General features: G+C 60.7%; 5 protein-coding genes. 3 read left to right on the forward strand and 2 right to left on the reverse strand.

What is annotated here, in order from left to right:
- Positions 1–88 precede the first annotated feature (88 nt).
- Positions 89–1909 carry an acetyl/propionyl/methylcrotonyl-CoA carboxylase subunit alpha gene (locus HMPREF2682_RS07280; RefSeq protein WP_070832816.1) on the forward strand — a complete coding sequence of 607 codons (1821 nt, stop codon included), beginning with the start codon at positions 89–91 and terminating at the stop codon, positions 1907–1909.
- Between the two features lie 374 nt (positions 1910–2283).
- Positions 2284–3684, forward strand: a complete 1401-nt coding sequence (locus HMPREF2682_RS07285; RefSeq protein ID WP_070832819.1) for an MFS transporter — start codon at positions 2284–2286, stop codon at positions 3682–3684.
- A gap of 143 nt (positions 3685–3827) precedes the next feature.
- On the opposite strand, the gene HMPREF2682_RS07290 is transcribed toward HMPREF2682_RS07285, so the two are convergent.
- Together HMPREF2682_RS07290 and mfd are read right to left on the reverse strand one after the other, a co-directional pair.
- Positions 3828–5246, reverse strand: a complete 1419-nt coding sequence (locus HMPREF2682_RS07290) for an NAD(P)H-quinone dehydrogenase (protein WP_049355047.1) — start codon at positions 5244–5246, stop codon at positions 3828–3830.
- A 140-nt stretch (positions 5247–5386) separates the two neighbouring features.
- The gene (gene mfd / locus HMPREF2682_RS07295) at positions 5387–9124 is read right to left on the reverse strand and encodes a transcription-repair coupling factor (protein WP_070832822.1); all 3738 of its coding nucleotides are present in this window, start codon (positions 9122–9124) and stop codon (positions 5387–5389) included.
- Positions 9125–9690: 566 nt separating this feature from the next.
- Here mfd and HMPREF2682_RS07300 point away from each other — a divergent pair.
- Positions 9691–12057, forward strand: coding sequence for a fibrinogen-like YCDxxxxGGGW domain-containing protein (locus HMPREF2682_RS07300; protein ID WP_070832824.1), 2367 nt, complete (start codon positions 9691–9693; stop codon positions 12055–12057).
- The last annotated feature ends 66 nt before the right edge of the window (positions 12058–12123 follow it).

Genomic DNA, 12123 nt, shown 5'->3' on the forward strand with positions numbered 1-12123 from the left:
ATCGATAAGATAGAACAGTATGATGCGCGTTATATTCGCCAATCCTGCCGATGTATCCTTGGAGCAGGAGATTAAAGGAGAGCTTTAAGTGACTCAGCACCAGGCAGAAGCCGCCAAGAAATTTACTGCAGTCCCCGGCCGCCACACCGGCCCGGTCAGCAAGATTCTGATCGCTAACCGCGGTGAAATTGCTGTCCGCGTGATTCGTGCAGCCCGCGATGAGGGTCTGCAGACCGTCGCCGTCTACGCTGACCCGGACCGCGACGCCCAGCATGTGAAGCTTGCCGATGAAGCCTACGCTCTCGGCGGTGCCACCGCGGCGCAGTCCTACCTGGTGATGGACAAGCTCATTGAGATTGCTATCCGCTCCGGCGCTGACGCTGTACACCCCGGCTACGGCTTCCTTTCCGAGAACGCGCAGTTCGCTCAGAAGTGCATCGACGCGGGTCTGACCTGGATTGGCCCCTCCCCCGAGTCCATTACCCAGCTGGGCGATAAGGTGGCGGCACGCCACATCGCGCAGAAGGTGGGTGCTCCCCTGGTGCCCGGCACCAAGGATCCCGTTAAGTCCGCCGATGAGGTTGTCGCGTTCGCTGATGAGCACGGCCTGCCCATCGCAGTGAAGGCTGCTTTCGGTGGCGGTGGCCGCGGCATTAAGGTTGCCCGCGACCGCGAGAGCATTGTTGAGATGTACGAGTCCGCTGTTCGTGAGGCTACCGCGGCATTCGGTCGCGGCGAGTGCTTCATCGAGCGTTTCTTAGATTCGCCCCGTCACGTTGAGACTCAGTGCCTGGCGGATGCGCACGGCAACGTTGTGGTGGTTTCTACCCGTGACTGCTCCCTGCAGCGCCGCAACCAGAAGCTCGTTGAGGAGGCGCCCGCCCCCTACCTGACCGATGAGCAGAACGAGCGCCTGTACGAGGCGTCCCGCGCGATTCTGCGCGAGGCCGGCTACCAGGGTGCCGGCACCTGTGAGTTCCTGGTCGGCACCGACGGCACCATCTCCTTCCTTGAGGTGAACACCCGTCTGCAGGTGGAGCACCCGGTTTCCGAGGAGATTTCCGGTCTGGACCTGGTTCGTGAGCAGTTCCGTATTGCTCGCGGCGAGAAAATTGAGGAGAAGGACCCGGTTCTGCGAGGTCACTCCTTCGAGTTCCGTATTAACGGTGAGGATGCGGGCCGTTCCTTCATGCCCGCACCCGGCACCATCGAGAAGATGACCGTGCCCACCGGCCCCGGTGTTCGCTGGGATTCCGGCTTCGTTGCTGGTGACGTTATCGGCGGTAACTTTGACTCCATGCTGGCTAAGCTCATTGTCACCGGCGCGGACCGTAAGCAGGCTCTGCAGCGTGCCCGCCGTGCCCTGGCTGAGCTGAGCATTGAGGGTATGCCCACCGTCATCCCGTTCCACCGCGTCGTGCTGGATGACCCCGCCTTCGCACCGGCTGAGGGCGGCGAGTTCAAGGTGCACACCCGTTGGATTGAGACCGAGTTCAACAACACCATCCCCATGTACTCCGGTGCTCCCGGTAGCGTGGATTCGGATGAGGATGAGCGCACCACCGTGGTCGTTGAGGTCAACGGCAAGCGTCTGGAGGTGTCCCTGCCTGATCTGGGTGGCGGCACCAAGCCTGCCGCTAAGCCCGCCGCCAAGACCCGCAAGTCCCGTTCGGCACGCGGCGCGGCGAAGGGTGGCGGCGACGAGCTGACCAGCCCCATGCAGGGCACCATCGTGAAGGTTGCCGCATCTGACGGCGACACCGTCGCTGAGGGCGACCTGATTCTGGTGCTGGAGGCGATGAAGATGGAGCAGCCCATTACCGCGCACAAGGCGGGTAAGGTTTCGGGTCTGTCCGCTAAGGCCGGCGATACCGTCACCTCCGGTGCGGTGCTGGCGACCATCAAGTAACTCTCGCTAGCGTAGTCTCGCCCCTGCGAGCGCTATAGGTTTTACGAATCCCCCGGGTAGATACGAGGTAAAATCTCGTACCGCCCGGGGGATTTTCTGTATGCACTCTTGTCTGTTTCTGTGGGGTTTGAGCGAGTACCTATTGCGATTACGTCCAGATAGTGACCGTATTTGTTGGGTCTTTTCTGAACAGAGTTATAATGTTGCACTTTAGAGGAGCCTTTCAGATTCCGGCACCCACCCACCTCACCCGGTGCGGTCACGGCACCCGGTACGCGCCCACGGCACACCCGCCTCCCGCGCCGACCGGTCATGGAACACCCACCTCAGGCTCCTCGTGTACACACAAATTCACCATCTCGGGAGTTTTCCTCATGAGCGCCTCTGCACCCGACACGAAAGCGTCTGTTGCATCGGTGAAGAATACGACTCCTCGCAGTCGAGTTATTCTCGCCTCGCTCGTTGGTACCACCATCGAGTTCTACGATTTCTACATTTACGCCACCGCGGCAGTGGCTGTTTTCCCCGTGCTGTTCTTCCCCTCGAAGGACGCAACCACCGAGCTTCTGGCGTCCTTCGCCACCTTCGGCGTCGCCTTCATCGCACGCCCCCTCGGTTCCATTATCTTCGGCCACTTCGGCGACAAGATTGGTCGTAAGGCAACCCTCGTCGGCGCACTGCTCACCATGGGTCTGGCAACCTTCATCATCGGCCTGCTGCCCACCTACCACCAGATTGGCCTGTGGGCACCGACCATGCTGACCATCATGCGTTTCTGCCAGGGTCTGGGCCTGGGCGGCGAATGGTCCGGCGCGGCACTGCTCGCGAGCGAATACGCTGAGGACGGCAAGCGTGCCCGCGCCGCCATGTGGCCTCAGCTGGGTGCCCCCATCGGCTTCGTCCTTGCAAACGGCTTCATGCTGCTGCTGACCAGCTGGATTACCTTCAACTCCGCAACCGACGGCAAGAACCTGGACCACCCCTTCCTCATCTGGGGTTGGCGTATTCCGTTCCTGCTGTCCATCGTGATGGTTGCTGTCGGCCTGTACGTGCGTTTCAAGCTGGAGGAGACCCCCGTCTTCGCCAAGGCTGCCGCTAACAATGAGAAGGTTAAGACCCCGCTCGTTGAGGCATTCAAGGTCGCTTGGTGGCCCATGATTCAGGGTACCTTCATCATGGTGGCATGCTACGTGCTGTTCTACCTGATGACCGCGTGGGTTCTCTCCTACGGTATCGGCAAGGCTGACAAGGGCGGCCTGGCTATCCCCTACCGCGAGTTCCTGATTATTCAGCTGATCTCCATTATCGGCTTCGCGATCTTCATCCCGATTTCGGGTTGGCTGGCTGACAAGTACGGCCGCCGCACCCAGCAGCTGTGGACCACCATCGCGATGGCTGTCTTCGGTCTGTCCTTCGGCCTGTTCATCTCCCCCTCCGTCGTCGGTACCGGTGCGAACGCAAACGCCGCAGTGGTCACCCTCTTCATCTTCATCGGCATGTGCCTGATGGGTCTATCCTTCGGTTCTATGTCCGCATACCTGCCGGAGCTGTACCCCACCAACGTGCGTTACACCGCTAGCGGTATCGCCTACAACGTGGCGTCCATCCTCGGTGCGGCACTGACCCCGTTCGTGGCAGTGTGGCTGAACACCTCCTACGGTGTGGCTGCAGTGGGCGGCTACCTGGCATTCGCCTCGATTCTGAGCGTTGTCTTCATCCTGCTCACTCACGAAACCCGTGACGTGGACATGAACGCTGTCAGCACCACGAAGTAAAACTTCGCAGGGGCTAAGGCGTCTCTACGGCAAAGCGGTGGGGGTCGCCTCCTGAATTCCTAAGAATCAGGAGGCGACCCCCACCGCTTTTGTGCGCTTCAGAGATACCGGCTCTCTACAAGCCCAGGGTACCTATGCGCGGGTTACAGGCCGCGAGTGTGTAGCTTGCGTGCCGCCTCAGCAATAGAGCCGGAGAGCGAGGGGTAGACCGTGAAGGTATCCGCCAGGTCGTCCACCGCGAGCTTCTTCTCCACCGCCAGAGCAATGGGGTAAATCAGCTCGGAAGCACGCTGACCAACCACCACACCGCCAATGACAGTGCCGGAGTGGCGGCGAGCAAAAATCTTCACGAAGCCGTCACGCATCGCCATCATCTTCGCGCGCGGGTTAGTGCTCAGCTGCAGGGTCACCGCGTCACCACGGTAGGCGCCCTCGGCAAGGTCCTTCTCGCTCACACCCACGGTCGCAATCTCCGGGGAGGTGAAGATGTTCGCCGCGACCTTGTCGGTACGCAGCGGACGCACCGCATCACCCAGGATGTGCGCCATAGCGATACGACCCTGCATCGCAGCCACGGAAGCCAACGGGTAAACACCCGTGCAGTCGCCGGCAGCGTAAATGCTGTTCACGCTCGTGCGGGACACGCCGTCCACCTTAATATGACCGCTCGGGGTCTGCTCCACGCCGGCTGCTTCCAGACCCAAATCTTCAGTGTTCGGAATCGAACCAATAGCCACCAGGCAGTGAGTGCCGGACACCTTACGACCATCCGACAGGGTCACGATGACGCCGGAGCCATCCTCGGTGCGCTCAACAGCCGAAGCACGCGAGCGCGGCATCACTCGCACGCCGCGACGCTCAAACACGTCCTCCAGCACGCGGGCTGCATCCTCGTCCTCACCGGGAAGCACACGGTCACGCGAAGACACCAGAGTCACCTTCGAACCCAGACCGTTATACGCCGACGCGAACTCCGCACCGGTCACACCCGAACCAATCACAATCAGTTCCTCGGGAACCTCGCAGAGGTTGTACAGCTGAGTCCAGGTCAGGATGCGCTCGCCATCAGGCATACCGGTCGCCATTTCACGCGGGTGCGTACCCACCGACAGCAACACAAAGTCCGCCTGCAGGGGGTAAACCAGACCCGCCTCGTCAGTCACCTGCACGGTGTGGCGGTCCAGGAGCTTACCGGTACCGTGAATAATCTTCACGCCAGCAGAAGCCAGCGCACGCTTAATATCGGCAGACTGCTGCTGAGCCAGGTCGCGGACACGGCGGTTCACGCGGTCCATATCAACACGAAGCTGCGGCGCCTTACCCTTCGTGTTTTCGATGCCCAGGCTACCCGCCTCGGAGAAGCGGGTCATCATATCCGCCGTAGCAATCAGGGTCTTAGAGGGCACAACGTCAGTCAGAACGGCGGAGCCACCAATGGCATTACGCTCAATCAGAGTCACGTCCGCATTGGATGCGGCAGCCACCATCGCCGCCTCGTAGCCGCCGGGGCCGCCACCAATAATTACAATTCGCTGAGATGCATAGTTCACCGTTGAAGTCATGCCTTAATTGTGAGCTATGCCGCCTGCGTGGGGCAAACGCACTCGCCGTGCAGATGTGCCATATTGTGGCAATCTGCACGGCGAGCATTTTCTGACGCGGTAGCCCGGTATGACCGGGCGCTCCCCTATTCTTCTAGTCTCTAGTCTTCGAGAGCCTGGGGCTTCTCCGCATAAATCGAGTTAATGAACTTCTCAGCCCACTGCAACATCGCGCCGTCCACCAGGTCCTTACCGCCGACCGGCATGGTCTTCGGACGCGGAACCAGCGTCAGCCAGGTATCCATACCCTTCGGCTGAGCGTGGGTGGACCCCGGGTACACGCGCTTCAGACGCATCTGACGGGACTCCGGCAACGGCGTAGCGGTCACTACGCGCACCTTCGGCCCCAGCACCACCAGCTCGTGAATACCGGCAGCACGGGCGTGCATACGCACCGTCGCCACGGCAAGCAGGTTCTCTACCGCCTCCGGCAGCTCGCCGTAACGGTCGACCAGTTCCTCGCGTGCCTCCGCAATCTTCTCTTCGGTGTCGGCCGCCGCGATCTGGCGGTACGCCTGCAGGCGCAGGCGCTCCGAATCAATGTAGGTGTGCGGAATATGCGCGTTGACCGGCAGGTCAATCTTCGTCTCGACCTCGCGTTCTTCCTTCTCACCGCGGTAGTTCGCCACCGCCTCACCCACCAGGCGCAGGTACAGGTCAAAACCAACACCCGCAATGTGACCGGACTGTTCGCCGCCAAGCAGGTTACCCGCACCGCGAATCTCCAGGTCCTTCATGGCAAGCTGCAGACCCGCACCCAGCTCGTTGTGGGTTGCGACAGCCTTCAGACGCTCGTGTGCAATCTCGCCGAGAGTCTTATCCACCGGGTACAGGAAGTACGCGTAGGCGCGCTCGCGACCACGACCCACACGACCGCGCAGCTGGTGCAGCTGGCTCAGACCGTAGTTCTGGGCGTGGTCCACGATGAGCGTGTTCGCGTTCGAAATATCCAGGCCCGTCTCCACAATGGTGGTGCACACCAGCACGTCAAAGCGGCGCTCCCAGAAGTCCACAATAATCTGTTCCAGGCGCGACTCGCTCATACGGCCATGGGCGGTGGCGATGCGCGCCTCCGGCACGAGCTTGCCGATTTCTGCGGCAACATCGTCAATATCAGCCACTCGGTTGTGCACGAAGAACACCTGGCCCTCGCGCATGAGCTCGCGGCGAATCGCAGCCGTAATTTGGCTGTCGGTGCGCGGTCCCACGAAGGTCAGCACGGGGTGGCGTTCCTCCGGCGCGGTCGCCAGGGTGGAGGTCTCACGAATACCGGTCAGCGACATCTCCAGGGTGCGCGGAATCGGGGTCGCACTCATGGCGAGCACGTCCACATTCGTGCGCATCTGCTTGAGCTTTTCCTTGTGCTCCACGCCAAAGCGCTGTTCCTCATCAATAATGACCAGGCCCAGGTCCTTGAACACCACGCTGTCCGAGAGGATGCGGTGCGTACCAATCACCACGTCCACCGCGCCGGAGGCGATTTCTTCGGTAATCTGGCGGGTTTCCTTCGCCTTCTGGAAGCGGGAGAGCACGCGAATCTTCACGGGGAAGCCAGAGAAACGCTCGCTGAACGTCTCGTAGTGCTGCTGGGCGAGCAGGGTCGTAGGCACGAGCACGGCGACCTGCTTGCCGTCCTGCACCGCCTTGAACGCAGCACGCACGGCGACCTCGGTTTTACCGAAGCCCACGTCGCCGGAGATGAGGCGGTCCATGGGGATTTCTTTCTCCATGTCTTCCTTCACCTCGTGGATGGCGGTGAGCTGGTCGGGAGTCTCGTTGTAGGGGAAGGACTCTTCCAGCTCACGCTGCCAGGGGGTGTCGGGGGCGAAAGCGTGACCGCGCGATGCCTGGCGTGCCGAGTAGAGTTTCACCAGGTCGGCGGCGATTTCCTTGACGGCCTTACGGGCGCGGGACTTGGTCTTCGCCCAGTCGCTGCCACCCATCTTGGACAGGCTCGGGTTCTCGCCACCCACATAGTTAGAGATGAGGTCCAGCTGGTCGGAGGGCACGAAGAGGCGGTCGGGCGCGCCGCCGCGCTTGGCGGGGGCGTACTCGATGACCAGGTATTCCTTCATGGGCTGCACGCCGTTGACCGGGGAGGCACCCGCCACCGGGCGGGAGGTCATCTCGACGAACTTACCGATGCCGTGGCGTTCGTGTACCACGTAGTCGCCGGGGTTCAGGGCGAGCGGATCGACTGCGTTACGGCGACGGCGCGTCTTGAATTTCTGTCCGGCGGCGCCTCGGGGGGCGTAGGTGCCGCGGCGGCCGAGTAGCTCGGCCTCGGTGAAGACGGCGAGCTTCGCCTCCTCAATCAGGAAGCCTGCGGAGGCGGGCGCCTCGCACACCTCGACGATGCCGTGGTCGAGCTCGCCTGCGGGGTCGGCTTCGAGGCTGGTGCGGCGGGCTGCAGGTACGGCGGGCGCCCCTTCCCCGGAGTGGAAGAGATCGATGAGGCGGTCGGTGGAGCCGCGGCCGTTGGTGAGGGCGAGGACGGTCCACTGCTTCTGGATGAGTTCGCCGACCTGGCTGAGCATGCGTTCGACGGAGCCGTTGAATGCGGTTGCGGGGGCGGCGTTGACGGTGTAGGTGTCGATGGCGTCGGCGATGCTCTGGTTTTCGAGCGCACCTGCGGCGGCGTCTTCGAGCAGGTCTGCGTCGGTGACGAGTTCGGTGATTTCCCACCAGCTGAGCTTGGCTTCGAGCGCCTGCGCGGTGGTTTGGTCGATGGTGCGGAAGCCGCTGTCGCTCATGCGCAGCTGACCCAGGTCGATGGGTGCTACGGCGTCGGCTTCTGCGGAGGTGTCCCAGGCGGCGGCGAGGAATTCTTCGTTAGTGGCGACGAGGTCTTCGGCGCGGGCACGCACGCGTTCGGGTTCGACATCGATAATCATGGACCCTGCCGGCAACAGCTCGGTGAGGGTGGTCATGGATTCGATGAGTAGCGGGGTGAGCGATTCCATGCCCTCAACGTAGATTCCGCCCGCAATCTTTTCGAGCATGGATGCAGCGGCAGGGTAGTCTGCCTTCAGGCGTGCGGCGCGGCTCATCACCTCGGGGGTGATGAGCAGTTCACGGCAGGGCAGCAGGGTGAGTTCGGTGAGTTCCTCTCCCCCATTGAGGGTGCGCTGGTCGGCGACGGAGAAGTGACGCATTTCGTCGAGTTCGTCGCCGAAGAATTCGAGGCGTACGGGGGTGGTTGCGGTGGGAGGGAAAACATCGATAATGCCGCCGCGCACCGCGTACTCGCCGCGCTTAGCGACGAGGTCTACGCGGGAGTAGGCGGCATCGTTGAGGCCTCGTACTACGTCTTTAAAGGGGTATTCTTCACCGCGGACCAGGTGCACGGGTTCGAGCTTTTCGATGCCGGTGACGATGGGCTGGATGACGGCGCGCACGGGTGCGATGACAACTTGGGGGCGTTTGGATGTTTCCCCAGTGATGGCGCGTAGTACCTGCAGGCGGCGGCCTACGGTGTCGGAGCGCGGTGAGAGGCGTTCGTGCGGCAGGGTTTCCCATGCGGGGAAGAGCGCGATATCGGCGGCGGGCAGGTAGGAGCGCAGCGCTGCGGCGAGGTCTTCTGCCTGGCGGTCGGTGGGGGCGATGATGAGGCTGAGCGCTTCACCGGTGGCACCGCGTACTGCGGTGGAGATGTCTGCGATGAGTGCGGCGTGGGTTCCGGCGACGGCGCCGATGAGGGTGCGTGCACTGCGTTCGCGGGGCTGTGCGGAGGCGGCGGTGCGGATCGCCGCCCAGTTACTGAGTTGGTTGAGGGTGTTCAGGAGGGGCTGCAGGGGCGCCTCGAGGGGCTGTGCGGTAGCTTTTCGGGTGGTGCTCACGGGTTCTCCTGAATCTGCGGTCCTCGGGGTTGGCGGGTTTGCCGGTTTTGGCGAGTATGCCAGTAATGTGTGCCGTGTTGGGTACGTACCTGCGTGAGGTTGGGTACCCGAGTGGTTTTGCCTTTATTTCACGGTGCTTTTGTGTGTTTTGGGGTGTTTTATGCGGCTTTTCCATTGTAGGACTTGTCTGCATTTTCTGGCATTTTTCTCCTGCGTTCTTCCGCGGTGGAATATATGTCTTTTTGCACTCGGCTGTCACTTTCATGGGTGATATTTGAATATGGTTTTCTTCTGTGTCTTTTCCTGTGTCACAACGCCCATTACATGGGGCGTAAATCACATACTCACAGGAATCTTTGCACTTTGTGCACCATTATTTTCACAGCTTAATCCTGTACCCTAATCATTAACACTTACAGAAAAACCAGACGGTATATCCTCTTCCGGATTCTGTTTACCTCTTCCAACCAACCTCAGGTTTTCAGTATTTACTGCGGTTTTTCTAGTGCAATAATTCACCGTATCTTTCGATGTTTCTTCCGGAACGTCGCATCAGAAAGACGCATATGACAACCACATACACGAACAAACCCGCCGAAAAGCACCATGCCCGTTCATGGTCCGCTAAGAAGTGGGCCGCTTTCGCACTCGCTTTTGGTACTGCTCTTACTGCGGCACCGCTTACTCCTACTACTCCCGCCTCGGCTGCGACCGGAACCCATGACGGCTCCAGCAGTGATAAGGCGGCTGCTTCCTGCTACGAGGTCAAGCAGGTTAATCCTTCTGCCTCTTCTGGCACTTACTGGCTGTACACCCCGCAGATGAGCGGCCCGGCTCAGTTCTACTGCGATCAGGAAACTGATGGTGGCGGCTGGGTCATGATTGGCCGCGGTCGTGAGGGCTGGACCGAGTCCTACAACGGCACCGGCGACCCGAACCAGCTGCATCAGAACCCCACCGGCCCTTCCGCTTTTACTCCGGTCCAGCTTCCCGCAAACACTGTCGATGCTCTGCTGAACGGCATTAAGCCTCAGGATCTTCCCGACGGTATGCGCCTGCACCGTGCCCACAATGCGAGGGGCACCCAGTGGCAGAACGTTTATGTTCAGCGTCCTCAGACTGAGCAGTGGACCTGGGCGATGAGCTACGGTCAGCGTTGGGGCACCGTGAAGTTCACCGGTGCCGGCATTAACCGCACCGCTCACATGGGCGGTTCCGCTTCGGAGATGGCTCCGGGTATTACCACCAGCTCGGTGCGTTTCTTCGCTAACCCGAACCAGGGCTACCAGATTGGTTTTGCGTACGGTGCGCTGGTGAACTTTGGTAACGAGAACTCGGATTCGTACATTTACCACAAGCGCGGTTCTGCCGGTTACTCTATCCCCTTCACTCAGGTGTTCCTGCGTCCGAAGCTGACTCAGCGTGACCTGCACTTCTCGCAGATTGGTTCTGGATCCGCGGCTAGTAACCGCCGCGCCCTGCCGAATAGCTACACGATGCCCGTTCGCTGGCGCACCAGTGAGCAGACTGGCACCGGCAAGAAGAACGAGATGAACACCTACGTTCAGGCTATTACTCAGGTGGGTGACACCGTCTTCACCGGTGGCGACTTCAAGTACGTTGAGTCTGCTGGCGGCGAGCGCGTGGACCAGTCGTACCTGGCTGGCTACAACGTGGATTCGGGCGAGCTGGTTCGTTCCTTCCGCCCGACCTTCAACGGTCAGATTAAGGCTCTTGAGGCGCTGCCGAATAACCGCCTGGCGGTCGGTGGCGAGTTCACCGAGGTCAACGGCGAGAAGGTTGATCACTTCGTCATTCTGGATGCGACCACCGGTCAGATTGACCGCACGTGGGATGTTCAGGTTCAGCGCCGTAACGGTGCTGCGGCTCAGGTGAAGACCCTGCTGGTTCAGGATGGTTACCTGTACATTGGCGGTAACTTCACCCACGTGAAGGGCAACACTTCTAAGGCGTACGCTTACTCTCGTGGTGCCGCTCGTATTAATCTTTCGAACGGTGCGGTGGATTGGAACTGGCGCCCGAACTTCAACGGTACGGTCAACGGCATTACCGCCGCGTCCGATAACTCTACTGTTCACGCTGCGGGTTACTTCACTGAGCTGAATAACCAGCGTGCGTTCCGCTTGGCTGCGCTGAATGGCTCTAACGCTTCGAACATTAAGTGGGAGTGGGAGCCGTCGCTGAAGCTGAACATTACTGACCGTATTGTGTACGCGTTCCAGTTCGATGTTCAGGATGCCGGCTCGACCGTGTGGACTGCTGGCGCTGACCACCTGATTGCGAACTACTCGAAGAACGGTTACGGCCGTATCTCCACCGCGATTTCTAAGTACGGTGGCGACTGGCAGGATCTGCACCTGAGCGGTAACACCATTTACGGTGCGTGCCACTGCGGTGACGTTCTCTTTGAGGGTTCCACCGGCTACCACACCTATTGGAAGGAGTCGAAGGCGGTTCACCGTATGCGCCTGGTCGCAGCGTTCGATAAGGACAGTGGCGAGGTTGTTGGCGAGTTCAGCCCGGTTCTGAAGGGTGCTAGCGGCTACGGTGTCTGGGAGTCCTTCGTGGATTCTCGCGGCAACCTGTGGGTTGGCGGCGACATCAACCGTTCGCTGGGTGCTAATGGTGAGCAGCGCACTGTCGGTTTCGCTCGCTTTGCGCCTCGCGATGTAACTCCCCCGTCGACCCCGTCGAACCTGTCGGTTCAGCGTGATGGTTCGATGGATAAGCTGTCTTGGTCTGGCGTTCGCGAGGCGGGCACCCGTTACCAGGTGCTGCGTGATGACCGTGTGATTGCTACGGTCTCGGGCACCAGCTACGAGGTTGAGCACACCGATGGCGCTCGCTACTACGTGCGTTCCATCGATGCGTCTGAGAATTTCTCGGCTTCTACGGGAGCTGCTCAGGCTTAGGTCAGGTTGCTGATCTATTTTCTTTGAGCCGCCGCCTGTTCCGGGTTCTGCAGGGTTTGCAGGGTT

Origin of the sequence: Rothia sp. HMSC061D12 (assembly GCF_001836735.1) — a bacterium.
Classification (GTDB): Bacteria; Actinomycetota; Actinomycetes; order Actinomycetales; family Micrococcaceae; genus Rothia.

Excerpts from the sequence above, each read along its gene's own strand:
- HMPREF2682_RS07285 (WP_070832819.1), top strand. The coding sequence starts at position 2,284 with ATGAGCGCCTCTGCACCCGACACGAAAGCGTCTGTTGCATCGGTGAAG.
- HMPREF2682_RS07290 (WP_049355047.1), bottom strand. The coding sequence starts at position 5,246 with ATGACTTCAACGGTGAACTATGCATCTCAGCGAATTGTAATTATTGGT.
- HMPREF2682_RS07300 (WP_070832824.1), top strand. The coding sequence starts at position 9,691 with ATGACAACCACATACACGAACAAACCCGCCGAAAAGCACCATGCCCGT.